Origin of the sequence: [Scytonema hofmanni] UTEX 2349 (assembly GCF_000582685.1) — a bacterium.
In the GTDB taxonomy this organism is placed as follows: Bacteria; Cyanobacteriota; Cyanobacteriia; order Cyanobacteriales; family Nostocaceae; genus Hassallia; species Hassallia hofmanni.
On record NZ_KK073768.1, the window covers coordinates 209,115 to 234,377 of the forward strand.

At 42.6% G+C, this 25,263-nt stretch carries 25 protein-coding genes; 10 read left to right on the forward strand and 15 right to left on the reverse strand.

All coding sequences use genetic code 11. The features are described from left to right. Positions 1-150: 150 nt before the first annotated feature. Positions 151-1,173, reverse strand: coding sequence for a (S)-8-amino-7-oxononanoate synthase BioU (bioU, locus tag TOL9009_RS0106130; protein WP_029631876.1), 1,023 nt, complete (start codon positions 1,171-1,173; stop codon positions 151-153). A 645-nt stretch (positions 1,174-1,818) separates the two neighbouring features. Between bioU and TOL9009_RS0106135 the strand changes: the two genes are divergently transcribed. The 3 genes from TOL9009_RS0106135 (at position 1,819) to TOL9009_RS0106145 (ending at position 5,073) form a co-directional block, all read left to right on the forward strand. After that, entirely contained in the window at positions 1,819-2,097 is a 279-nt protein-coding gene (locus TOL9009_RS0106135; RefSeq protein WP_029631878.1) for a hypothetical protein, read from the forward strand. 188 nt (positions 2,098-2,285) lie between these two features. Beyond that, positions 2,286-4,802 carry a COR domain-containing protein gene (locus TOL9009_RS38345; RefSeq protein WP_072022104.1) on the forward strand — a complete coding sequence of 839 codons (2,517 nt, stop codon included), beginning with the start codon at positions 2,286-2,288 and terminating at the stop codon, positions 4,800-4,802. 13 nt (positions 4,803-4,815) lie between these two features. Further along, the gene (locus tag TOL9009_RS0106145) at positions 4,816-5,073 is read left to right on the forward strand and encodes a hypothetical protein (protein ID WP_029631880.1); all 258 of its coding nucleotides are present in this window, start codon (positions 4,816-4,818) and stop codon (positions 5,071-5,073) included. 297 nt (positions 5,074-5,370) lie between these two features. Here TOL9009_RS0106145 and bioF read toward each other — a convergent pair whose 3' ends face one another. From bioF to TOL9009_RS38350, 7 genes are all read right to left on the reverse strand, one after another. Beyond that, positions 5,371-6,534: an 8-amino-7-oxononanoate synthase gene (gene bioF, locus TOL9009_RS0106150; protein ID WP_029631882.1), complete on the reverse strand. Its 1,164-nt coding sequence runs from the start codon at positions 6,532-6,534 to the stop codon at positions 5,371-5,373. A 124-nt stretch (positions 6,535-6,658) separates the two neighbouring features. Then, complete coding sequence (gene ruvA / locus TOL9009_RS0106155; protein ID WP_029631884.1) at positions 6,659-7,297, reverse strand: Holliday junction branch migration protein RuvA; 639 nt, start codon at positions 7,295-7,297, stop codon at positions 6,659-6,661. Then, entirely contained in the window at positions 7,297-8,043 is a 747-nt protein-coding gene (locus TOL9009_RS0106160; RefSeq protein ID WP_029631885.1) for a sucrose-phosphate phosphatase, read from the reverse strand. Before TOL9009_RS0106160 ends, ruvA begins: the two co-directional genes overlap by 1 nt. A 335-nt stretch (positions 8,044-8,378) precedes the next feature. Beyond that, positions 8,379-8,756, reverse strand: coding sequence for a hypothetical protein (locus TOL9009_RS0106165; RefSeq protein ID WP_029631887.1), 378 nt, complete (start codon positions 8,754-8,756; stop codon positions 8,379-8,381). Then, positions 8,753-9,025, reverse strand: coding sequence for a hypothetical protein (locus tag TOL9009_RS0106170; RefSeq protein WP_029631889.1), 273 nt, complete (start codon positions 9,023-9,025; stop codon positions 8,753-8,755). The genes TOL9009_RS0106165 and TOL9009_RS0106170 overlap by 4 nt, the downstream gene beginning before the upstream one ends. An 87-nt stretch (positions 9,026-9,112) precedes the next feature. Further along, complete coding sequence (locus tag TOL9009_RS0106175) at positions 9,113-9,373, reverse strand: hypothetical protein (RefSeq protein WP_029631890.1); 261 nt, start codon at positions 9,371-9,373, stop codon at positions 9,113-9,115. A gap of 176 nt (positions 9,374-9,549) precedes the next feature. Next, complete coding sequence (locus TOL9009_RS38350; RefSeq protein WP_063628679.1) at positions 9,550-9,912, reverse strand: hypothetical protein; 363 nt, start codon at positions 9,910-9,912, stop codon at positions 9,550-9,552. Positions 9,913-10,300: 388 nt separating this feature from the next. Here TOL9009_RS38350 and TOL9009_RS0106195 point away from each other — a divergent pair, with 388 nt between their 5' ends. Continuing rightward, the gene (locus TOL9009_RS0106195; protein ID WP_029631894.1) at positions 10,301-10,681 is read left to right on the forward strand and encodes a hypothetical protein; all 381 of its coding nucleotides are present in this window, start codon (positions 10,301-10,303) and stop codon (positions 10,679-10,681) included. A gap of 151 nt (positions 10,682-10,832) precedes the next feature. Here the strand turns inward: TOL9009_RS0106195 and TOL9009_RS0106200 are convergent, their stop codons facing one another. The 4 genes from TOL9009_RS0106200 to TOL9009_RS0106215 all read right to left on the reverse strand — a co-directional run bounded on the left by TOL9009_RS0106200 (position 10,833) and on the right by TOL9009_RS0106215 (position 13,660). Beyond that, on the reverse strand, positions 10,833-11,105 hold the full coding sequence (locus tag TOL9009_RS0106200; protein WP_144238170.1) for a DUF2281 domain-containing protein: 273 nt from the start codon (positions 11,103-11,105) through the stop codon (positions 10,833-10,835). A gap of 59 nt (positions 11,106-11,164) precedes the next feature. Further along, positions 11,165-11,779: a hypothetical protein gene (locus TOL9009_RS0106205; protein WP_029631897.1), complete on the reverse strand. Its 615-nt coding sequence runs from the start codon at positions 11,777-11,779 to the stop codon at positions 11,165-11,167. Positions 11,780-11,852: 73 nt separating this feature from the next. After that, positions 11,853-12,524, reverse strand: coding sequence for a response regulator transcription factor (locus TOL9009_RS0106210; protein WP_029631899.1), 672 nt, complete (start codon positions 12,522-12,524; stop codon positions 11,853-11,855). Between the two features lie 11 nt (positions 12,525-12,535). Further along, complete coding sequence (locus tag TOL9009_RS0106215) at positions 12,536-13,660, reverse strand: sensor histidine kinase (RefSeq protein WP_260675853.1); 1,125 nt, start codon at positions 13,658-13,660, stop codon at positions 12,536-12,538. A gap of 423 nt (positions 13,661-14,083) precedes the next feature. Between TOL9009_RS0106215 and kdpA the strand changes: the two genes are divergently transcribed. The 5 genes from kdpA to msrA all read left to right on the forward strand — a co-directional run bounded on the left by kdpA (position 14,084) and on the right by msrA (position 19,995). Further along, positions 14,084-15,829 (forward strand): potassium-transporting ATPase subunit KdpA, encoded by a 1,746-nt coding sequence (gene kdpA / locus TOL9009_RS0106220; RefSeq protein WP_029631901.1) that lies wholly within the window; start codon positions 14,084-14,086, stop codon positions 15,827-15,829. 181 nt (positions 15,830-16,010) lie between these two features. After that, entirely contained in the window at positions 16,011-18,137 is a 2,127-nt protein-coding gene (gene kdpB, locus TOL9009_RS0106230; RefSeq protein WP_029631902.1) for a potassium-transporting ATPase subunit KdpB, read from the forward strand. 230 nt (positions 18,138-18,367) lie between these two features. After that, complete coding sequence (locus TOL9009_RS0106235) at positions 18,368-18,637, forward strand: potassium-transporting ATPase subunit F (protein ID WP_029631903.1); 270 nt, start codon at positions 18,368-18,370, stop codon at positions 18,635-18,637. Continuing rightward, the gene (kdpC, locus tag TOL9009_RS0106240; protein ID WP_029631904.1) at positions 18,637-19,260 is read left to right on the forward strand and encodes a K(+)-transporting ATPase subunit C; all 624 of its coding nucleotides are present in this window, start codon (positions 18,637-18,639) and stop codon (positions 19,258-19,260) included. The genes TOL9009_RS0106235 and kdpC overlap by 1 nt, the downstream gene beginning before the upstream one ends. Positions 19,261-19,335: 75 nt before the next feature. Then, positions 19,336-19,995, forward strand: a complete 660-nt coding sequence (gene msrA, locus TOL9009_RS0106245) for a peptide-methionine (S)-S-oxide reductase MsrA (RefSeq protein ID WP_029631905.1) — start codon at positions 19,336-19,338, stop codon at positions 19,993-19,995. Between the two features lie 69 nt (positions 19,996-20,064). Here the strand turns inward: msrA and TOL9009_RS0106250 are convergent, their stop codons facing one another. Then, positions 20,065-21,258 (reverse strand): serine/threonine protein kinase, encoded by a 1,194-nt coding sequence (locus TOL9009_RS0106250; RefSeq protein WP_029631906.1) that lies wholly within the window; start codon positions 21,256-21,258, stop codon positions 20,065-20,067. Positions 21,259-21,770: 512 nt separating this feature from the next. On the opposite strand from TOL9009_RS0106250, the gene TOL9009_RS0106255 reads away from it, so the two are divergent. Further along, on the forward strand, positions 21,771-22,229 hold the full coding sequence (locus TOL9009_RS0106255; RefSeq protein WP_029631907.1) for a hypothetical protein: 459 nt from the start codon (positions 21,771-21,773) through the stop codon (positions 22,227-22,229). A 175-nt stretch (positions 22,230-22,404) separates the two neighbouring features. Here TOL9009_RS0106255 and TOL9009_RS0106260 read toward each other — a convergent pair whose 3' ends face one another. Continuing rightward, positions 22,405-23,214, reverse strand: coding sequence for a prohibitin family protein (locus TOL9009_RS0106260; RefSeq protein WP_029631908.1), 810 nt, complete (start codon positions 23,212-23,214; stop codon positions 22,405-22,407). Positions 23,215-23,336: 122 nt separating this feature from the next. Next, a complete protein-coding gene (shc, locus tag TOL9009_RS0106265; RefSeq protein ID WP_029631910.1) occupies positions 23,337-25,238 on the reverse strand; it encodes a squalene--hopene cyclase in 1,902 nt (633 codons plus the stop codon). Between the last annotated feature and the right edge of the window lie 25 nt (positions 25,239-25,263).

Below are 25,263 nucleotides of genomic sequence, written 5' to 3' on the forward strand. Positions count from 1 at the left end.
GCCTGCGGGGAGGGTGCCACAGGCGGGTGGGGTTCTTCATGAATTATGGGTAAGCTACCGGACATGATATGATGTCAAAACCCTTATAGAGACGCGATATATCGCGTCTCTACATCCGGATTCATACCTGAATTAAGCAACGTCTAACTATTATTTGACAAACTGGGGCATAATTTCCGCAGCGGTGAATATACCATAAATGCCGCGTTTGTGCAATTGCATACCGGCTTTGAGATAGCCAAAGGCTGGTCCACAAACATTTGCTGCCATGCTGGTTTCGTCACCTAAGATGAAGGTATGGGTGGAAATTTTCCCTTCAAAGGTGCGACCGGTGATTTTTACGTTGGTGCTGAGGGGCTTTTTGGCGTTGCGAGTATCCACTATGCCACCAACTATAACGCGATCGCGTTCCACTATCCCGGCTAATTCCAACATCACATCATCGGCATGTTCCATATTCTCTAACGTCAGCACGCCATTGGTTTTATCCAACAATGCTTCTACTTCTGCATCTGTCATTGCTCTGGCAGTTTCTACACTGTAACCTGGCATATGGGCAATATCTTCGCGGATAGTGGCACGGTAAGCTTCCCAATTAGCAATTCCTACGCCAAAGGTAATTTCAACTTTATGTATTTCGGCGTAGCTTTGGGCAGCTAATGCAGCGGCTGCGGTTAATAATCCTGGTGTTGCACCACACCCAGTCATGTAAGTAATTCCCGCTGCTTGCAATTCTTCTTTCATCGCTAGTAGTTGTTCTACCGCACTGGTGCGCTTAATTGCATCAACTAGGACACCATGCCAACCGGATTTAATGAATTCCTGCGCTACAGAAGCAATAAAGTTATTGGGTAGGTTTGGTAAAGCGAGAAAATACCCATCTACAGAATTAGCGCTTTCGATTAAATCTTGAATACTCCGATTTGTTAAAGTGCCAGTTGGTTCTAAATAACCCACTGAACCTTGAGAGTTATAAGCTGTAATACAATTTTGAGCGTTTAAACCCGATTCGGTGTATGCATAGCCTTCTTTGTCAGCTGCTGCGACTAAAATCATTTCCCGTTTGCCAGCGAGTACTTTAGCGGCAGCTTGTCCTAAACCACCAAAACCCAGCACTCCGACGCGCATTGCTTTTGGTAAATTATGAGAACTCTTGATTTGTTCTGGATTCATTATCCTCGGTTCTTTGGCTGACTGATGTTTTTTTATTATGTAATATTAATTCTATGTGAGGCTGCGCTTTATGTGCCTTATATCTCAGCAATTCTCATTAGGTATCATAACCCGCCAGGGACTATAAGTCCCTGTCTAACAGTGAAAGTCCTCTTCCAGAGGACTTATGCTATAATCTGTGGAATTTAAATTCCGGGTGGGATTGTAAGTTAATTGAGAATGGTGCAAGATGTTAGCCTTGCACGATCGCGATTAACGCTCCCGCAAAATATGAAACAAGCACATTTTTATGATGTTTCTCAAAGCCTTACCGTTTCAAAGGGGGTAGGGTGTTTCCTGGGTATATAGCGCTTCTCGTTTGAATCAAACACAGATTTATCTGCGTCCATCTGCGTTCATCTGCGGTTCCTTAATTCTTTGATGTATTGCACCCAACTGAGAAGCGCTATAGTTATTCTCAGCGCGATCGCTTTATTAATTTTATCCTGGATGCAAATCCAAACCAATCAACAAATTAGTTGAGTTTGGGACGCGCTAAAATCTCCACCTGCCCATGAGCGATTTAATGCAGATATGGTTGCTACATTACCTGCACCCGTACAGCGTTACTTTTTACATGCGATCGCATCAAGCGCATAATTAAAAATGCGATCGCTTTTGTGTTTAATAAAAGCAGGTTTGCTAAGTTTTTATATTGAATTCGGGCAGTCGTTTATTGAATTCGGGCAGCCGTTTATTGAATTCGGGCAGTCGTTTATTGAATTCGGGCAGTCGTTTATTGAATTCGGGCAGTCGTTTATTGAATTCGGGCAGTCGTTTATTGAATTCGGGCAGTCGTTTATTGAATTCGGGCAGTCGTTTATTGAATTCGGGCAGTCGTTTATTGCATTAAATCCCCATTTACAGGCAGAAACGCCATCTTAAAAATCATGCCGATTGCCGATTGCTCTGACTCTTCAATCTGAATAAAAGTAAAATTTAAGACAAATTATATTGAAACAGTAATATTTTACGTATTTTAGCTAGACTTAGTTGCAATAAACACGCTTGGGCAATCATTTAGGTAAAGATTAGGATACAAGACAAGCATTACTCACGTAGAAGGATTTCTGATGACGAATGAAGAACTGCTGGAAGTGATTAAAAAAGCTGCTAAAGATAGAGTGGCAAAGTTAAATCTCTCTTATCAGAAATTAACTTCACTGCCAGCAGAGATTACTCAACTTTCCAACCTCAGCGAGCTTAACCTCAGGAACAATCAACTGACAAAGCTGCCAGCAGAGATTGGTCAACTTTCCAACCTCAGTCAGCTTTACCTCACCAGCAATCAACTGAGGACGCTGCCAGCAGAGATTGGTCAACTTTCCAACCTCAGGGGGCTTTACCTCAGCAGCAATCAACTGACAAAGCTGCCAGCAGAGATTGGTCAACTTTCCAACCTCAGCGTGCTTTACCTTATCGGCAATCAACTGACGACGCTGCCAGCAGTGATTGGTCAACTTTCCAACCTCAGCGTGCTTTACCTCAGCGGCAATCAACTGACGACGCTGCCAGCAGTGATTGGTCAACTTTCCAACCTCAGCGTGCTTTACCTCAGCAGCAATCAACTGACAAAGCTGCCAGCAGAGATTGGTCAACTTTCTAACCTCAGCGAGCTTGACCTCAGCGGTAATCAACTGACGACGCTGCCAGCAGTGATTGGTCAACTTTCCAACCTCAGCGTGCTTTACCTCACCCGCAATCAACTGACGACGCTGCCAGCAGTGATTGGTCAACTTTACAACCTCAGCGAGCTTGACCTCAGCGACAATCAACTGACAAAGCTGCCAGCAGAGATTGGTCAACTTTCCAACCTCAGCAAGCTTGACCTCAGCGGTAATCAACAACTATCACTTCCCCCAGAAATCCGCGAGAAAGGCTTGAGAGCAATCCTGAACTTTTACAAACAACAGCTAGAACAAGAAACCGATCGCCTCTACGAAGCTAAATTACTCATTGTGGGAGAAGGTGGTGCAGGTAAAACTACCTTAGCAAAAAAAATTCAAAACTCAGATTATCAGCTAGAGCAAGATGAAAACTCCACTAAAGGTATTGATATAATCCAATGGAGCTTTTTATTAGAAAATGACAGAAAATTTCAGGTTAATATTTGGGACTTTGGTGGTCAGGAGATTTACCATACCACCCACCAGTTTTTCTTGACCAAACGCTCCCTTTATATCTTGGTTGCTGATACTCGAAAAGAAGACACAGATTTTTATTACTGGCTGAATGTAGTAGAACTGTTAAGCGAAAACAGTCCCTTACTTATTATTAAAAATGAAAAGCAGGAGCGCAAACGCGAAATAAACGAGCGACAATTACGAGGTGAATTCACCAATCTTAAAGAAACACTCGCTACAAACTTTGCTACTAATCGCGGTCTGCCAGAAATTCTGAATAAAATTAAACATTATATTAGTAACCTACCCCATGTAGGAACAGAACTGCCCAAAACCTGGATTAAAGTACGGGAAGCTCTAGAATATGACTTCCGCGACTATATTAGCTTGCAAGAATATCTAAGTATCTGTGAGGATAATGGGTTTACTACACAAAAGGACAAACTCCAACTTAGTGGCTATCTGCATGATTTAGGTGTATGCCTTCATTTCCAAGAAGATGACCTTTTAATAAAAACCGTAATTCTCAAGCCAACTTGGGGTACAGATGCGGCTTATAAAGTATTAGATAACTCACAAGTAATTCAAAATTTGGGCAAATTTGACCGTCATGATTTAGCAAACATCTGGAATGAAGATAAATACGTCAACATGCGGGCAGAACTGTTGCGATTAATGATGAATTTTAAATTGTGTTATGAAATTCCCAGTTGCCCTGGTACTTACATTGCTCCACAACTACTTAACCCTAACCAACCAGAGTATGAGTGGCAAGAAAACGATAACTTGCTGTTGCGCTACGAATATGAATTCATGCCCAAAGGTATAGTGACTCGTTTCATCGTCGAGATGCACTCATGGATTGAAGGACAAACCTGTGTTTGGAGAAGCGGTGTTGTCTTGAGTAAAGATCAAGCGCAGGCAGAGGTGATTGAGTATTATCGCTATCACAAAGGAGAGATTCGGATTCGTGTTTCCGGAAAGCGTAAGCGAGATTTGTTGGTTACAGTCAGGCACGAACTCGACAAAATTCACTCTTCTTACGAACGTTTGAAGTATAAAATACTAGTTCCCTGCAATTGCCAAGCCTGCAAGGGTAATCAAACACCCCACTTCTACCAATTACAGGTGCTATATAAATTTATAGATGACAAACAAACTCAGATTCAGTGTCAAAATAGTTACCAGATGGTAAACGTTCGAGGCTTGATTGACGATGTAGTTGCTGAACAACCTAGCTTAACAGACTCACAACGACAACATTTAAAACAGCGACAAAACACGCTTCAGGCAGAGTGGCAGCTAAGGAGCGAAAAGTTGAATAAACTGCGTTTGGATTATGCAATTGAGGTAGGCACTGCCATTAAGTTTCAGTTACAGCAACAAATTCAATCTGAGGAAACTCAACTGTCACACTTAGAGAGAGACTTGGACAAAATTGAGCAAAATCTAAGAGGCAGTAACTGAGATCATCGGCATATTGAGCAAAATACAACAGAAACATCCAACTGCGACTGAGGCAGAAGCCGAGGAAATAATTGAGGCGGAATTTGAAGAGATTATAAGCAATCAACCAACTAAATGGCAGAAACTTCGGCGACAACTATTGAATCGGGAACGTTGGTTTAATGGTGGCAAAGAAGCTTTGAGTGAGGTTGCTAAACATTATGTGGAAGGCAATGTAGTTTACAAAGCAGGACTTGCATTCCTCGATGGCTTCAGTGCAGATGAGGATTAGACATCAAGACAGATTTATGAACTGAGCGATCATCGCACTTGTCGAACTATAGCCTGACAATACCCCGATTCAGTGCGGTTCCGAAAGCGTTATCATCAGCGTTGGAAACCACAGCGAGGACTTCTCTGTGCATCTGTGCGGTTCTGTGAATGCGTTAATCTTGAATTAATCACTAGACATCTTGGATAAATCAAAAATTAAGAACCCCACCCCGCATTTGCTGACGCAAACGCTCCCCTCCCCGCTTGCGGGGAGGGGTTGGGGGTGGGGTGTTATGGAATGAGTGCAAGAGGTCTACTATATATAGATACTTAAAAGCGCTTCCACCAACTTCTGAATATGCGTCGATTCATGGGTTGCCATCAAAGAAATGCGGATGCGACTTGTGGGAACAGTTGGGGGACGAATTGCACTTGCAAAAATGCCAGAAGCTTTAAGTTGCTTTCCCGCTTCTAAAGCTGCTGCTGCACTTGGCAATTGAAAACATAATATAGGAGATTCCGAAAGCAATAATTTCAACTTGGGTAATAATTGCAGCAACTTTTTCAACTCATCGACATTTGCCCATAACTGCTCGCGGCGTTGCGGTTCAAGTTGTACAATCTTGATTGCTGCTAACGCTGCTGCGGTATCTGCGGGTGACAGCGCGGTGGTATAAATCCAACTGGGGGCGCGATTTCGCAAAAAGTCAATTAAAGTGGCACTGCCGGTGACATAACCGCCTAAACTGCCTAAAGCTTTACTCAAAGTGCCAACTTGAATTAACTGCTTTCCTGTACAGCCGAAATGTTCCACACAACCGGCGCCAGTTTTACCCATCACCCCAGTACCATGAGCTTCATCAACTAGCAGCATACAGCTAAATTCTTCAGCTAAATTTAACAGCGTGGGTAGAGGACATAAATCCCCATCCATGCTGAAGACGCTATCGGTGATAATTAAACAGCGTCGGTAATTTTGCCGCTGACTCAAGAGATTTTTTAAAGCTGTTACATCAGAGTGCGGATATTCAATAACCGTCGCACCACTGAGAATCGCTCCATTTTTCAAGCTGGAATGATTGTATTCGTCAGAAAGTATTAAATCACGCTTGCCTACTAAAGCGGTTATTGCTCCTAAATTTGCTAAATAGCCAGAACTGAATACTAGAGAATCTTCTGTTTGTTTGAGAGAAGCGATCGCCACTTCCAAATCTCTGTGTAATTCTCGATGTCCGCTGAGTAATCTCGAACCAGTGCTTCCCGTCCCAAATTGTTTGGTAGCTGCAACCCCGGCTTCAATTAAGCGATCGTCCCCCGCTAATCCCAAATAATCGTTACTGGCAAAATTAATTACCTCTCGACCATCCACAATCACCATCGCACCAGGGCGACCGTGGATAGTTTGTACTGAACGATACCAGTTTGCCCGGTGAATCGTTGCCAGAGATTCGTTTATCCAAGCATAAGGATTTGGGACCATGGGGGAGTGGGAAACAAGGGGACAAGGGGGACAAGGGGGACAAGGGGGAGAGAATAAGCAACACCCAACAACTATCAACTAACAACTAACAACTAACAACTATCAACTATCAACTATCAACCAACTAAGATTCAACTGGTTCGCTACTCAGAAGTGCGATCGCTTGTTTGATCCAATCTTCTACATAAGCATCTTTTGGTAGTCCAATATCCTCACTTACTACGTGTAAAGCGTGACTGACTTCATGAGCAGTATATCCCAAAGCGAAGAGGGTCATTTGCACTTCTTCGAGAATATTTGGTGCAGGACCACCTGTAGCCACGAAGAAGCCTGCTGATTTACGCCATTCGATTAACTTGCTTTTTAGTTCTAAACAGATGCGTTCAGCGGTCTTTTTGCCCACTCCTGGGGCTTGAATTAAGATTTGTATATTAGCAGCGATGATGGCTTGGACTAATTCTGGTAATTCCAGAGTGTCCAATAAAGCGATCGCACTTGCTGCACCAATCCCATTTACACTTAAAAAGTGACGAAATAAGTCTCTTTCGGCTGGTGAAGCAAAGCCATATAGGAAAGGCAATTCTTCCCGAATTTGGTAATGGGTAAAAATTTGTATTTCCCCTCCCGTTGGTGGTAACTGTTGTTCCAGTCGTTGGGGAATTTGTAAATCGTACCCGATGCCATTTACTTCAAGAGTCAGTATGACGCGATTCGCGCCACACTTTTGTACACCAGCAACCAAACCTTTTAGATAGCTAATCATTAAATAAAGCCAAAGTGTTTTAAACCTTCGAGAATTCCACCTGCACAAAAGCTTTGTGCGAGGTAACGATAGTCAGCGGGATTTTCATTGTGCCATTGGAGTAATTCCGGACGGGCATTCCCAACGAGAATTCCTCTTTCGTTCCCCACGGCAAATAAAGCAATGTCATTGCCAGAATCACCACAGACAACCGTTTCCTCTGCTGCAATTCCCCACTTTTGGCGGAGAAATTGCATAGCCTGACCCTTATCGCTGTGGCGGGGTACAATGTCAAGGTCAACACCGCTGCTATAGATTAACTTTATATTTAAACCACATTTTGACAACTTTGTGTCAAGTAATGGTAAAATTTTATGTGCTGATTCTTCTTTGAGGAAAAAACTTATCTTAAAAGGACGCTGTTCTGAGTCAGGTTGGGGGACTAATTCAGGATATTTTGCAGTCTCAGATAATACCAAATCACGATTCCAGCCATCGGCAAGTCGCTCTGACCAAGTAAAATCGGGAGTATCGCTCTCATCAAAATAAATTTCTGTTCCGACAGAAACCACCAAAGCATCTGGTTCTATCAGGTTTTTTTCAATTTGCAATTCTTGATAAAGGACACGCGATCGCCCTGTCGCATAAACAATTTTCGTACCATACTTTTGGCGATGTTCGCTCAGTGTTTGCTGAAGTTCTGTTAAAGCTTCGTCATTACCCACGAAGGTATTATCTAAGTCTGTTACAAAAAGAAATTTATTCACAGCTACCTCTGATTATGTTGCCAGCTTTCCCATCAAAAAGTTTATGTCCTTTTTGCTCTTGATGTGCGATCGCCCTCAGGTAGATTTTTCTAAAAATATTCAATAAGAGTCAAAAAAGAACCCCACCCCCAACCCCTCCCCGCAAGCGGGGAGGGGAGCGAAAGCGCTGCTTTGGCTCATTGGGGTTCGGGATCTGTTTGCTTAATTGCCCGGACATGATATTAGTTGCGATCGCACAAATTGAACGGCAGTTTGAAACCGATGATTGGTAACGTTGCCCATTATCCACCGCAGATATCAAGAGCGATCGCACCAACAATCTTTGTACGGTGGGGTTAAACCGCGTTTAGCTTGTTCAGTTCCACACGACCACCGTCAATTGCTTGAATTGTTAGCTGATAGCCCTCCATCAGCGACATCCCAATCAGTGGTTCTGAATCAGCTTCATCAATAGGAATTGTAAGAATTGCTCCGTCCCACAACACAACCGCTTCGTAGACATTAAATATACATTCGCTACCATCTCCCAGAATAGCTCGTCCTCGTCGTTTCCAGATTAGTCCCAGTTCAGCAATAAGACTTGGAGGCAATGATAGCCAGCCGTTAAAACCTGTATCCACAATGGCATCTTGCGTGTAAATCTGCCCCGTGACACTACAGATTGATAGTAGAATGATCGGCTCAAAATCCCCATTGACGATTCCAGCGATCATAGAGTGTTCTTCAAGCGTCCCCCAAATCGACGCACATGACGGGAGCCAACACGAACAATCCAGATTTGAGCGTCTGGATGATGAGCTTCGAGACGATCGCAAGCAGCTACTTCGCTACTATCAATTTCCCAGTCACCGGTTTCAATGTCAATCGCCACAATCTTGCCGTAATTGCCAGCTTCGACTTGTTTACTAATCTGAGTTTGGTAGATTTCGTCACCACGTCTAGCAAATTCTTCTTTGCTGTAGCGGGGTTGTCGGAGTGTCATAGGGTTGAGCTAGTTTTGGCTTTACTCCTTTATCTTAGTTTGGGTGATACCTTTAAGGTATTACTCTGTTGTGATGGATTTAGGAGATTAAAACTGAGCTTTGGAGCGGGTTTCATGAACAAAGTGGAGGCACTCTTCTAAATCGTTGCCTTGCCAAGTTCCCGCAAACTTCAACAAATCGACTGCTTTACTTCCTCGTTTAATCGGAGGCAACCGACGGAGTGTGCGATCGCTAGTACTCCCTTTGTTTTGAAGGGAATCAAGAAAGTCACTGACCTGGAAAAGCTGATCCGGTGGTAGTTGAGCTAGTTGCTGTTCGATCTTCTGACGCAGTTCTGCATATGTCATCAGCACCTCACTATATTGATTGCTTATTTTCTCGACTTTTTAATTTTACGATCTGATTGATCCATTCTTTAGGAATTGAGGCTTAATGATGAGCAGGAAGTGGTGCGAATTCTGGCTTAGTTGCGATCGCACAAATTGAACGGCAGTTTGAAACCGATGATTGGTAACGTTGACTATTATCCACCGCAGATATTCTCTCGCTCTGACCAATCAGGTTCACCTTGCAACTCCAAGGACTTAGCTGTTTGAAGAAATGTCTTACGTTCTTGCTGCAAAAAGGAGAGGAAGTCTTCAATGGAGTCTTCTTTAGACCAAAAATCAGCAGCGAGATCCTTGATGTTATTAACGGTTGTAGGGGTTTGGCTGGTAAGCAACTGCTGGAGCGTAATGCCTTGGCAAAACTGGTCACTGAGCATTTTCAGGTCAGTTTGGGAATTTGAGGATGAATCACCTTGAATGAGGATTTGGAGCAGTTGTTGACGCTCTGTAGGTGAGAGTGATTGGATGGCAGCGATCGCTACTTCAAGTTGTGGACTCATGGTGCAGTCTCCTAGTAGTCTAGTTCTATATATAGCGGTTATCAGTTGGGTGCAATATATCAAAGAATTAAGTAACCGCAGATGAACGCAGATGAACGCAGATAAATCTGTACTTGATTCAAACAAGAAGCGCTATATTGATAGTAGAATGATCGGCTCAAAATCCCCATTGACGATTCCAGCGATCATAGAGTCTTTTTCAAGCGTCCCCCAAATCGACGCACATGACGGGAGCCAACACGAACAATCCAGATTTGAGCGTCTGGATGATGAGCTTCGAGACGATCGCAACGCCGGAATCTTAGGAAGGTGAAATTTACCAATTATGATAGTTGACAAAATTAATATTCTTGATAGAATACCACTATAAATTTTTGAAGATATTTCCATGATTAACAAAAGAAAAATTGCGTTTGTAGCATCATCGTTAGGTTTTTTGGGTTTCACGGTTGGTGCAACGTTTATTGCTCCACAAGCAGTCAATGCTCAAGCTCAACTTTTTAACGACTTTGGCTGCGGTGTTTTCGATGGAAATGGAAATAGTGTATTTGCCGATGGCAATACGAAGTCAGTCATTACTGGTAACGGGAACAACACTATCTTACAGTGTCAAGGACAAGTGACTCCGCCTTCAGATGGGAATGCCGTCATTCAGAAGGGCTTTCCTTGTGGAACTTTCTTGGGGTTAACTTATGATAGTATGAGTGTAGTTTCTGCGAATGGTAACAGTACCTTGACTTGTCACATCAATAACAATAAGAATCAGTAGGTAAGCGGGACCCCATCCGTTGCCAGCCAATTCTCGGCAATTAGTTGAGTATTTATACTCCAATACGATTCAAGCGATCGCAGAACTTTTAGGTTTGCTGACTTTCTTTATCATTTAATTTGTGTCGGCTTTTACCACGCTAGTAATAAGCTCATGAATAATTTGGATAAATTTGTAATGCCCAATTAAATTCTGTGATCGCAACTTGATATTCTCCTAATTGCAACTTTGTGATTCCATTTTGATAGTGTTCATTTGCTTTTTTTAACTCGATTAGTCGGGATTCGTTATTATTTGTTGGTGATAATAAAGGTTTATCAGTTCGATTTCGAGACTCCAAATTCTCAATAAAATCTAGAACTTCTTGGAGTGAGGTTTCAGAAAGATTTTGTAATTTTTCCAGAATTTTCTCAAGAGAAGCCATGATTACTAAATTATAAGAAACTACTGATTTTACTATTCCCACTTCAATGGATTTTTGTTTCAACTATCTCGAATCCAAAGTGCTAACCCACCCCCACGACCACGCGCGGCAATCAAGTCTGGTGTCACCAAAAAGAATGCGAAAAAAGGTAGAGTAGTTATCGGCTGATTGTCAAAATTCTCAGCTTTCGTTTTGCCTCCGCGAATTTGACCATTATATATAGTACGACCAAATAAACTGATTTGCATTTGGGTAAATTCAAATGCTAGTAAATTCTTCTTACCCAGATATTTAGCTGGTCCAGTTAGTTTTAGTTTGAGTGAAGCAAATTCAACGGAATTAGTAATTTCCCCTTTGTCAGCATCTTGGGCAGCACTAAAATCAATGTGCGCTGCTGCAAATTTGGGCAGATAAAAGCCGTTGCCTAACTTAATTCCCCTACGATGTTTAACCTTTTTAGTTCCAGTTGTAAAGCACAGGCGCCATTTTCCAAGCATTGATGCAAACGGGTACGTTAGTCGTTGTTGTTTGGCAGCTTTTTCTGCTTGTAATAAAGCATTTACAACCGCTTCAGCAGGAGGACGTTCTATTTTTTGCCCGCGATAAGCTTCTTGGGTTTGTGTTAATAAAGTGATAAACTCTTGCGTAATAATTTTTTCCAATGTTCGCCTCATTTTACCAAAAAAACCTCGTAAAGACGTTCCGGCGGAACGTCTCTACAATCGTGTGGAATGATTTGAGCGATCGCTACGAGTCGCTTTGAATTAACTGTTTTTGTATAGCAATCATAACAGCCGCATGGCGATCGCTTACTCCCAATTTATGTAAAATAGCATGAACGTGGACTCTAACTGTTCCCGGTGTGATGTAAAGCGCTTCGGCTATTTCTTGATTGGTTTTGCGGTTTGCTAACAATAATAAGATTTCTTGCTCCCGGTGGGTGAGAGGATTTCCGGGTGTAGATAACTTAGAATCAAGTTGGATGGGTTGAGATGCAAAAGTAGAACGGATTTCTTTGGTAGCATTTTCGTCCCACCAGGAAGCACCAGCAGCCACAGAACGCAGTGCTAAAACTAACTTTTCTGCTGCAATTCCTTTCAAGCAATAGCCTTGAGCACCCGCCTCAATCAACCGCGCAATCAGTGAATTCTGGGAGTGGGAAGTAAGAACTAATATCGGTAAAGTGGGATATCGCTGCTTTATTTGTCGACAAGCTTCGATTCCCCCAATTCCCGGTAATCCTACATCCAAAAGGACAACATCAACCGCATGATGATTTACTAGCTCGATGGCGGTTTCTCCATCTTCAGCCTCAGCTACAATTTCTAAGCCAGCTTCTTGCTGCAATCGTACTTGCAATCCCAAGCGGAAAAGTTCATCATCCTCAACCAAGAGAATTTTTAGTTCAGTGGACGGCATCACAGCACAGCTTAAGAAGGCTGATATGGGTAAACTGAGAGCTTGAACCCAAACATAGCTCCACTTTTGGTAGTTGTGGAGATATCTTGAGAATAAGTTCTGTTCTCTGCCCAAATTATACCGTTATGTGCTTCAATAATTTGCCGAGATAAATAAAGCCCCAATCCTGAACCTTTAGCTTGGCGATCGCTATGTCCCTGATAAAATCGTTCAAATAAGTGGGGAAACTGTTCTGGGGCAATACCTGCACCAGTATCTAAAATCTTGACAACTTGATAACAAGTTTGAGATTCTAATACTACTTCCACGCGATCGCCTCTTCTGGAATGGTTTATTGCATTAATCAGTAAATTTGTCAATACTCGTTGCAATTGCCAAGCATCACCTTTTACCCACAACGACGAGCGAAAATCTGACTCCCCATAGCGAAAGCATAAATTAACTCGTCGGGTTGCAGCGACTTCGATCAAAGTAGTGGCTACTTCTTCTGCCAATACAGTTAAATCCACAGGTTCTAAATGCAGCTTTAAACCTTCAGTATCATTACGATAAATATCTAATAAAGTTTCCACAAATTGCAAAGAGCTATCATGACTATGAATCATCGTTGCTAAGACTTTGTGCTGTTGCGACGAAACGATGCCAAATTTTTCTTGTTGGAAAGCTTTGAGAGTTTCAATTGCTCCCAAAAGAGGTGTTTTCAAATCGTGAGTGAGTGTAGAAGCAAAATCTTCTCTTAGTTTAACTAATTGTTCCTGTGCTTCTAGCTTCCCTTGCGTGAGTGCGATCGCTTCTTGGGTTCGTCGTAGACGTTGACTTAAAAGTCCTGTTACCATCAAAGCCATAACTGCGATCGCTCGATCTGCCACCGTTGAAGCAACAATTGGTTGACCCCCAGGTACCCACAAATTCAACATCGTTAAAAACATTGCCACGCATGTTGCTTGCAAGGTTGCTTTCTCATTTAACCAAGAATTTGCCAGCAGAATCGGTCCAGTGTAAAGATACCCAAATACATAATCACTGGGCGTGGAAAACTCCAAAACTAAAACAATGATAAACAATCCCTCAATCAGCAAAGATTTGCCTAAGCGTGAGTTGTTAGCCAGTAAAATCCTTTTAAATCTACCATTCACGAAACCATCCTTAGACTAAATTATGTTATTTATTTCTTTATATATATTAAATCAATATTTTATCTTGACTAATTTTACCATAACAGTAGAGACGTTCCGCCGGAACGTCTCTACAATATATGCTATTTGTCGAAGATATATTTTTTCTAAACATCGTAAAGACCTTCCGCCGGTTGTTAAGTAAAGACGTTCCGGCGTAACGTCTCTACAATTCTACAATATATGCTATTTGGCAAAGATATATTTTTTCTAAACATCGTTTACTTAGTTTAATAAACGCTAAACATAAAAATAAACTAATTTTATATGCCTCTATCCCTTGTTTCCATTAAGAAATTGAGAAATGATAGAAACTATTCCACTTATTCAAATGCTAAGTAATTCTTTCTGCTTGTAAAAATTTTAGTAATAATTAGTTGAAAAATGTTACAAGGATGGATTCAAATTGCCTTAACGGTAGCAATTGTAGTAGCGATTACCCCGATATTTGGGCGATACATGGCGCGTGTGTTTCTCGAACAACGAACCTTTCTCGATCCCATTTTAAACCCCGTTGAGCGAGTTTTGTATTCCTTAATCGGAGTTCAAGCTAGAGAAAGCATGACTGGCTGGCAATATGCACGGGCAATTTTGTACAGTAATGTAGTCATGGCATTCCTGATATTCTTCATCATTATGAATCAGGGATGGCTACCGCTGAACCCGAACAAAATAGGTGCGCCGACTTGGGATACAGCATTACATACTACCATTTCTTTTATCACCAATACCAATCAGCAGCATTATTCTGGTGAAACTTATATGAGTTACGCCAGCCAAATGTTAGGGTTGGGGTATCACATGTTTACCTCGGCAGCTACAGGAATTGCAGTAGCGATCGCCTTTATTCGGGGTTTGACAGGTAGACCTTTGGGCAACTTCTATGTAGACTTAATTCGCGCAATTATGCGGATTTTGCTACCCATTAGTATTGTTGGGGCAATTGTGCTGATGGCGGCTGGAGTTCCGGAAACTTTAGCCGGTGCTGTAGTAGTTCCCACCTTAGAAGATCCTACCATTAGTCAGGCGATCGCTCGCGGTCCGGTTGCTCACTTTGAAATCATCAAAGAACTAGGGGAAAATGGAGGTGGATTTTTTGCCATCAACTCAGCACACCCATTTGAAAATCCAAATCCCTTAGTTAACTTAATTCAGGTTGTAGCACTGATGTCAGTACCTACCTCATTGATATATACCTATGGAGTGTTTGCAAATAACCTCAAACAAGCATGGTTAGTTTACAGCATTCCCTTGGCAATTCTGGTAGTGTTTATCATCATTACAGCGATCGGTGAATATAACGGAAATCCCACCATCAACACGCTTTTAGGTTCACAGCAGCCAAATTTAGAAGGTAAAGAAGTTAGATTTGGCTGGGCACAATCTGCATTGTTTGCCGTTTTCACCACCGCAACCATGTGCGGCGCCGTCAATAGCTTGCACGATTCCTTTATGCCCAACGGAGGTTTCGTCACCCTATCGAATATGTTCCTTCAGATAGTCTTTGGGGGACAGGGTACAGGAACCGCTTATTTGTTTGCTTACTTAATTTTGGCAGTATTTGCCACAGGTTTAATGGTGGGACGCACCCCCGAATTTCTCGGACGCAAAATTGAAAAGCGGGAAGTAGTCCTTGCCAGTTTCCTAATTTTGTTAGTCCACCCCATTGCGATTTTAATACCTGCGGGGATAACTTTAGCATTTCCCGACCAATTAGCGGGAATTAGCAATCCTGGTTTTCACGGCTTTTCCCAAGTTATTTACGAATACGCCTCAGCTGCGGCTAATAACGGATCTGGATTTGAAGGCTTAGGCGATTCTCAACCATCCCCGTTAGCGATCGCCACAGGTACAGCACCAACCGCAACCGCTTTATGGTGGAATCTGAGTACCTGCTTCAGCTTATTAGTTGGACGTTATGTCCCCATCGTCGGTTTATTATTTCTGTCCGATAGTATATCCCGCAAACAACCCGTTCCCCTCACAGTTGGGACATTGCGAACCGATACCGGACTATTTACAGGAGTAACTGCCGGTGTAATTCTCATCCTCGGCGCCCTCACCTTCTTCCCTGTCCTAGCATTAGGACCAATTGGTGAAGCCTTTCAAATAGCAAAAGGTATTGGGTAATGGGGATTAGGGACTAGGGACTAGGGACTGGGGAATAGGGAATAGGGAATAGGGAATAGGGACTAGGAAAATAATTATTACCAATGCCCAATCCCCAGTCCCCAGTCCGCATTCCCCAATGCCCAATGCCCAATCCCCAGTCCCCAGTCCCCAGTCCCCAGTCCCCAGTCCCCCATAATATATGCAAACCACCACTTCCCCCCAACAACAAACCCGTGAATCGCGCAGACACACTCCCAAAGCAGATATGCGCGGACTTTACCAAAGAGCAATTCGTGAGTCATTTGTCAAGCTAAATCCGCGAAATGCCGTCAAAAACCCAGTAATGTTCATTGTCTGGATCGGGACAATTGTCGTTTTTTTAGTAACTCTCAACCCCAACTTATTCGGCACAATTGAAGCAGATGTCAACCAGCAACGCTTGTTAAATGGCTTGATCACCTTGATTTTATTTTTTACAGTTGTTTTTGCCAACTTTGCCGAAGCCGTTGCCGAAGGACGCGGTAAAGCTCAAGCAGATGCACTCAAATCTACGCGATCGGATACCAACGCTCGTAAAATGCTGCCCGATGGTACAATTCAAGAAGTTAACTCTACCGAATTGCGGCGGGGCGATCAAGTAAAGGTGATTGCTGGTGATATGATGCCCGCTGATGGCGAAGTTATACAAGGTATCGGCTCAGTCGATGAGTCTGCCATTACTGGAGAATCTGCCCCTGTACTGAAGCAACCGGGAACAGATATTTCGAGTTCTGTTACTGGTGGTACACGCTTGCTTTCTGACGAATTAGTCATTCGGATTACAGCCGATCCCGGTCAAGGCTTTATCGATCGCATGATTGCTCTGGTAGAAGGCGCCGAACGCAGCAAAACACCCAACGAAATCGCTCTCACAGTACTGCTTGCGGTGCTGACGCAAGTATTCTTAATTGTAGTTTCCACAGTTCCCCCCTTCGCCGGCTACATTGCCAATTTTGTCAGCACAATTTATGGTGCCCAAGCGGGTAGCAGTTTGCGTGCTGGTGTTAGCGTTGCCATTTTAATCTCCCTGCTAGTCGCTTTGATTCCTACTACAATTGGTGGATTGTTGAGTGCGATCGGGATTGCGGGGATGGACAGAGTTGCCCAATTCAACGTCATTGCCACATCTGGACGAGCAGTAGAAGCTTGCGGTGACATCAACACCTTAGTACTGGACAAAACCGGCACTATCACCTTAGGCAACCGGATGGCTAATGAGTTTATTCCAGTCAACGGTCATTCAGTAGAAGATGTAGCGCAAATATCTTTAATTGGTAGTGTATTTGACGATACGCCCGAAGGTCGCTCAATCGTCACACTAGCAGAAAAATACCAAGTTGAGACAAGCTTAAATCCTAAAAATGCAGAGGGTGTGGAGTTTTCCGCCAAAACTCGCATGAGTGGTACTAATTTACCCAATGGTAAACAAGTCCGTAAAGGTGCGGTGGACTCAATTAAAGGCTTTGTTCGTTCCCGTGGGGGTAAAATTCCCGACGACTTAGACGCAGCTTATGAGCGAGTTTCCCGCTTAGGAGGTACACCCTTAGCCGTCTGTCAGGAGAATGATATTTACGGGGTTATTTATCTCAAAGATATAGTCAAACCAGGTTTGCGCGAACGCTTCGATCAACTCCGCAGGATGGGTGTGAAAACCATCATGCTTACAGGTGATAATAGCATTACCGCTGAGGTAATTGCTCAAGAGGCGGGAGTTGACGATTTTATCGCCGAAGCCACTCCAGAAGACAAAATTGAGGTAATTCGCTCTGAACAATCACAAGGTAAACTTGTAGCCATGACCGGGGATGGTACCAACGATGCACCGGCACTAGCTCAAGCAAACGTGGGGGTAGCGATGAACTCTGGAACGCAAGCGGCGAAAGAAGCTGCGAATATGGTAGACTTAGACTCCGACCCCACAAAGTTAATTGACTTAGTGACCATTGGTAAACAGTTACTAATTACCCGTGGAGCATTAACCACATTTTCTATTGCCAACGACATCGCCAAATATTTTGCCATCATTCCCACAATCTTCGCAGCATCAGGAATTGGCGCTCTTAACATTATGGGACTCAAAAGCGCCCAATCTGCAATCATTTCAGCCCTGATTTACAACGCTTTAATTATACCGGCACTAATTCCCCTAGCACTCAAAGGGGTCAAGTTTCGTCCCCTAACAGCAGATCAACTGCTAAAACGTAATATCCTACTTTATGGTGTTGGTGGCGTAATTGCGCCCTTTATTGCCATCAAGCTGATCGATATTATCCTACCCTTATCTTAATTCGGACTTACGCCAAATTAAGAGAGAACGAACCGCAGAGGACGCAGAGGACACAGAGAAATAAGAGTTTGGGAGAGTTTTTGCGTAAGTCCTATTAATTTTTCTCTTTCGTAGTAAGCGCTACCCTAGGGGAAAGCTCCGCTAACAGCGCTTGGGCACGGACTACAAAGCTACATAATGTCATCAAAATAAACGATTCAGCGCTGAAGCGCCGACTACAAAGCAAGACAATGAAAAAACATCTTGTACCATCACAACAAATCTCAGCCCAAACATTAGAAACAGTAACCGAAATTTGGGATGAATGGCGCAGACAAAAGCTGCCATTGTATTTGTTCTTAGCAATGTGTTTCAACTTAATAGTAGCACCTATGGTCTACGCTACTACAGGTGAAACACTTTCCCGTCCTCAATCTTGGGCATTAGGACTATTAGGATTAGTGGTTGTGAGTCTTTCAACATATCTCTTTTTTGTAATGTTTGTACCGGAGAAATTCTAATGAGTTTTGCACGCGATGCCGGTAGAGCCGTTCGTTCTACCTTATTATTGTGGGTGATTACGGCTATTATTTATCCTTTGCTGATGATTGCCTTCGGACAAATTGCATTTCCCTTTCAAGCAAATGGTAGTCTAATTAAGAATGCCCAAAATCAAATTGTCGGTTCTGCCTTAATTGGTCAGCCTTTTACTTCAGATCGCTACTTTAATAGTCGTCCCAGCACCACTAGCTATAGTACAGCAGACCCGAAAAAAGATGAAGCCGGAGTGTTAAAAACTGGGGTATCTGGTGCTAGCAACTTGGCTCCTAGTAATCCGGCATTGCGCGATCGCATCCTTGGAAAAAACGACGAAGGTGATTTACCTCGTTTGAAAAAAGCCGGGGTGCAACCGACAGCAGATTTAGTTTACACCTCTGCTTCCAGCCTTGATCCCCACATTACCCCGGAAGGAGCAAAAGCGCAAATTGCCCGTGTAGCTTCATCGCGACAACTCCAACCCAACCAACTCGAAACTCTAATTTCTCAAAACACCGATAATCGCTTTCTCGGCATCTTTGGTGAACCTGGAGTCAATGTCTTAAAATTAAATCTGGCTTTGGATCGGTTAAAACCTGGAATTTAGGGCGATCGCCGAATACCATCACATACCCAAAATCTTTACAATGTAAACTAAGGTAAAGAAATTAAAGCAAAAACAATGGCGATATTTGGATTTGGTAAAAAACTAACCGTACCCACTCCTGAAGAAGCTTTGCCAGGACGGGCAGAAGAAATGCCACTAACCAACCGTCACTATGTTAACGGTAATCCGTTGAAGCCACCATTCCCCCAAGGTATGGAAACGGCAGTGTTTGGTATGGGCTGCTTTTGGGGTGCAGAACGCAAATTCTGGCAACTTGACGGAGTTTTCACTACTGCTGTAGGCTATGCTGCGGGTTCAACTCCCAACCCTACCTATAGAGAAGTATGTAGTGGCATGACCGGTCACAATGAAGTTGTGCTAGTTGTGTTTGACCCCAAGGTGATTAGTTACTCACAATTGCTCAAAACCTTCTGGGAAAGCCATAATCCCACCCAAGGAATGCGTCAGGGAAATGATGCCGGCACTCAATATCGTTCCGGAGTTTACGTTTATTCTGACACTCACAAGCAAGAGGCTATTGCATCAAGAGATGCTTATCAAGAAGCCCTCAACGCCGCAGGTTATGGCAAGATTACTACAGAAATCTTAGATGCTTCTGAGTTTTATTACGCAGAAGACTACCATCAACAGTATCTTGCCAAAAATCCCGGCGGTTATTGCGGGTTAGGTGGCACAAATGTTGCTTGTCCTGTTGGTATAGGGCAAGGGGCATAGGGCATGGGGCATAGGGCATAGAAAGAATCTCTCATTCCCAATGCCCATTGCCCATTGCCCAATTTCTAATTACAGCATTGAGGCAATAAAAGCGATCGCACCCCACCAGATGACTAAACTAATTGGTACACCAATCATCAGCCCAGCGATCGCCCAACCTCTTTGATGTTCTTTAAATTGTTCGATACTCCGCCACCTTCTACTTTTCCAAGCCCATTCATTACCTTTTGCACCGAGAGCGAGGGTAACGACAAAACCAGTTTGCGGTACAAAACATAATAATCCTACCCAAACTTGATTAGTCCACAACCAAAACCAAGGCAATAGAAATGCACCCCAGTTCCACCCCTTAATCTCATCAGGAACTTGTTCTATTGTATTATTTATCCCGCACCCAGAGTTATTTATTATTTCTTTACGCTGCAACTCTTGATTGTTTCTAGCCCTTTTGAGAGCAAGACCATTATTGAGTGCCTCCAAAGCTTCACGAACACTTGTAAATCGCTGTTCTGGCGCGGGTTCTACCATCTTTTGCAGCCAACTGACAAAACCCGAATTAAGATTAACTCGGTCAGTAAATTGAATCCGTAATTCCTGCACTGGTAAATCAGATGGAGCAGTACCTGTTAATAAATGTATTAAAGACGCTCCCAGTGCATAGAGATCCGACGCTGGAACCGCTCTACCTCCAAATTGTTCCATCGGTGCATAACCATAAGTTCCCACCACAGTGAAAGTTACACCTTCTTTTGCCGCTTTATCTTGAACTGCGCCAAAATCAACTAAATAAATATGATTATTTTCACCCCAAATTAAATTACTCGGTTTAATATCCCGATGCAATACTGTAGGATTTAACTCATGCAAATGCATGAGAATCTTTAAAATCTCTACAGCAATTTTTCTAACTTCTTTTTGGCTAAACCTTTTCCCGGCATTCAGTTGTTCTTTGAGCGATTCACCGGGAATATATTCTTGCACCAACCCAAACCAAAGTGTTCGGTCATCGACACAAAAATAATCGAGATATCGGGGAATGCGGGGATGATTTAGCTGTTTGAGAATTTGTGCTTCTCGTTCAAAAAGTTTAAGATCATCCCATTGTACAGTACCGCCAAAAGCAAGGAGTTTAACTACAACAAGAGAATTATCAACGTCAGTCGCTTGTAAATCTGTTGCTAGCCAAGTTTGGCGAACTCCATTATTGCCGAGTTGACGTTGAATTTGGTAACGATTTTGTAATATCTGTTCTACTTGCAGCATTCGACACCTGGGTGAGTCACCAGCGTAGTTTCTCTAATGTAACGAGAAGTTAGCCAGTACTGACAACTTTGATAGTAATAAAGCTAGAATTTTTATGAGAAAGCGATCGCTAATCCTGAAGTTGATTTATCTCCGGTGAAACTCTAGGGAAAAGTTCAGCTTATTGATGGGACGCACCAGAAAATGAAAAAGCGTCTGCCAAGACGGAAAATCTCCCGGTAGCGATCGCCATCTAACTCCTTCTACCAAATCAAGCGGAATATCACTGCACCGTTTCTCGCACCTGCTGCCTCATATCATGTTCGTTTAATTAACACTAATAAAAACCTACCTACCGTCGTAAAGACGTTCCGCCGGAACGTCTCTACAGTATGTGTGATTATTAGGACATGATATCACCCCAAGCTCTCGGCGTTCGCATTCCACTGCATAGATATCTTTCTATTGGTAGAGTAGACTTTTCCTGCGTTTTTATATAAACTACGGTAAGCCGACAGGAATTATGGAAGTATATGGCAACTATCCAAGAAGTCACTCAATTGAGCGTAGCTGGACAAACCACGTCTGACGAATCATCACAAACCGCGAATGAGGTCATCAAACCAGACATTTGGAAAAAACTCCGAGGGGGATTCTTTTTAGTACTTGGATATTTACTATCGCCATTATGTTGGTGGAATGATTTATTATTCAATCTGCCAATCGCTTATGGTTTTGGATATATGTGTAGTTTATTTTCTCCAAAGTTACTTGTACCTTGTTCAATTATCGGCTACTGGCTATCTAACGTTATCGGAATTCTCTTAATGCAATTAGGGTCTGTAGATGTTTTTCAAAATGAGCATAAAGAACGTAACCTGAAAAAAGAGATATTCACGGGTTTAGTTTCCTCAACAGTCTTTACTCTAGTGATTATCCTCTTAATCCAGTTTAAGATTCTTGATACTCCCCTTTTATTCTCTAATGGTTAATAAAAAGTGGTTAGTTGTTAGTGGATAGTGGATAGTGGATAGTGGATAGTGGTTAGTGGATAGTGGATAGTCGATAGTGGTTAGTGGATAGTGGTAAATCTTAACAACTAACAACTAACAACTAACAACTAACAACCAACAACCAACAACTAACAACCAACAACCAACAATACCATCAATTTTTATTAGCATCTACCAAATCTCTCAAATTTAAAAATTTGGGAACGTCCTTACCAATAATTAATGGCAACTTGCCATCCCATTTTTCTATTGCTTGACGTTGCAGTATTTGAGAAGTCAAAGTCTCACGCAGCAAACTATTTGCTTCTACTTCTCCTTTTGAAAGATTCACTTTTGCTTGAGCTTGTTTTGATGCCTTCAACGCGATAAATTCTGCCTGCTTTGCTTCTTGTTCAGCAATTTGTTTTGCTTCCACTGCTAGGCTAAATTGCGGAGAGAAGTGGACATGCACTAGAGAAATATCATCAACTGCAATATGATAGTTAATTAGACGTGTGCTTAGTGCATTGTCAATTCCTGCTTTCACTTCTCCCCTTTTTGTGATAACTTCTTCAGCAGTATACTTTGCGATCACGGCTTTGAGTACTTCTTGAACCGCTGGATTTATAATCCGCTGTATAACAGTTTTTTCATCTCCAATTTGTTGAAAAATGGCATTTACTTCTTCTGGGATAATATGCCAGTTGAGCGCTACATCGGTGAATACATCTTGTAAATCTCTTGAGGATGCTTCTGCCGGAATTTCCTGACTTTGGACTCGAACACTCATTTTTTGGACAGTATTAACTACAGGAATAATTACGTGAATTCCTTCTCCTAGTATTGTGTCTTGAACTTGTCCAAAGTGCATTAATACGCCGCGTTGTCCAGCGTTTACTATTATAAAAGGGGTAAGAAAAATAGTTATTAAGAATAAAAGCGCTGTGAGTTTTCCAGCACTGCTAAAAGCTTTGTTTTTTTTCATAGTTATTTCTCAAATAGGTAACGTCTGAAAATGAATGTTTAGATGATATCATGTCCGTTTAATTAACAGTAATAAAAACATATCTACCGTCGTAGAGACGTTCCGGTGGAACGTCTCTAAAGCTAGAGATTATGATAGCGGGCTAAAGCTATTAAAGGAAAATATTGTTGATAAAGGTGGTATTTGAGGTAAAAGTGACAGGGAAAGCCAGTACCTGTAAATTCTGATTCGTCCCAAGTACCATCTGATTGTTGAGTCGCTAAAAGGTAGTTAATTCCTTTTTGAATTGCGGGCAGTGCTATTATTGCGATCGCTTCAACTGCTGCAATCAAACCTATTATTGCCCAAGCAGTTTGGGATGCTGTACTTTTTCCTTGTCCTTTCAGACTAGGATCGTTGTAACTGCGACAAGTTTCACCCCAACCACCATCGGGGTTTTGACATTTGAGTAACCAAGTTGCACCGCGTTCGATACTGCTTTTGTAAGTCTGCGGTGCAACTAAAGCAAGAGCGGAAAGTGCACCACTAGTTCCATAAATGTAGTTTACTCCCCAACGACCAAACCAGGAACCATCGGTTTCTTGTTCGTTGATGAGATAAAAAAGCGCTTTCTCAAAGCTTTGAGTATCAATTGACTGTTTGCATTCCCCCAGCATTTCTAATACTCTGGCAGTGACATCAGCGGTGTTTGGATCGATCATCGCTTTCAAGTCACCATAAGGCACTAAATTAAGCCATTCTTGATTGTTGTTGAGATCGAATGCTGCCCAACCACCAGCTTGACATTGCATCGAAGCAATCCAATTAATAGCGCGGGCGATCGCTTGCTGCTTTAATTGTTCATTAGGTAGTTTCGCTATCTGCAACGCCATGACAACCACAGCAGAGTCATCTACATCTGGATAAAAGCGATTTTCAAACTCAAATGCCCAAGCACCGGGTTTACCTTGATGATTTTTAACTGCCCAATCACCATAATCCAAAATCTGCTTATCTAACAAGAATTGTCCAGCTTTAACTACTGCCGGATGATCTGCTGCTAAACCAGATTCGATTAAAGCACGCATTGCCCAAGCTGTATCCCAAACTGGAGAAACACAAGGTTGTATTCGGTAGGAATCTTCAGTTTCAATGGCAAAATTATCAATTGCTTGCAAACCCCTAACGACAATCGGATCGTTAACATCGTAATTAAGCGACTTCAAAGCTAACATTGAGTTTAGCATCGCCGGAATAATTCCGCCCCAATCACCGGTTGCTTCTTGTCTTTCTAAAATCCATTTTTCTGCGGCTTTGATACCTTCAGAGCGCAAAGGCATTAAATTCAAGTTTTCTACTAACTTGAAAGCATTATCCAAAGTGATGAATAAATCTGTCCAATCGCCATTGCGAGGTAATTCAAATTGGATATCTGCAGCTTCAACATACAACTCATTTAAAGCGATCGCTGAATCGGTTTGATAAATCGGCTTATCATCAAAGACAATTAATAAAGGGACAGTGCTTGACCTTGCCCAACTCGACAGTTCATAAATATTAAATGGGAAAGCATCCGGCAGAAGCATAATTGCTGGTGGAATCGAGGGAATGCCCTGCCAGTTGTAGCAGCCAATCAGTGCTAAATGAAACTTTGTAAAGATGCGAGTTTTACTGACGCCGCCGCGTTGTAAAATAAAATCTCGCGCCCTTCTCATTGCCGGATCGCTTGGAGAGACACCTAGCAGCCTCAGCGCCATATAAGCCTCTACGGAAACGCTGAGTTCTCCGCCATCGCCGTAGAAGAGTTCCCAGCCACCATGCTGTCGTTGTTGAGAACGTAGGTAGGTTTCGACCTTGTGTAAAGGTCTTTGAGAGTCTGTCCCCCAAATTTTATGTAGAAGGACAACTTCAGCGGTGATAGTGACATTAGATTCTAACTCTGACCACCAATAACCACCGGGATTTTGAATCGAGAGAAGATGATTTTGGCTCTTGGCGATCGCTTCTGTAACTTGATTGACTGTTACCCTATCTTGAGTTTGCATGTAATATTACTCAATCTGAACAAGA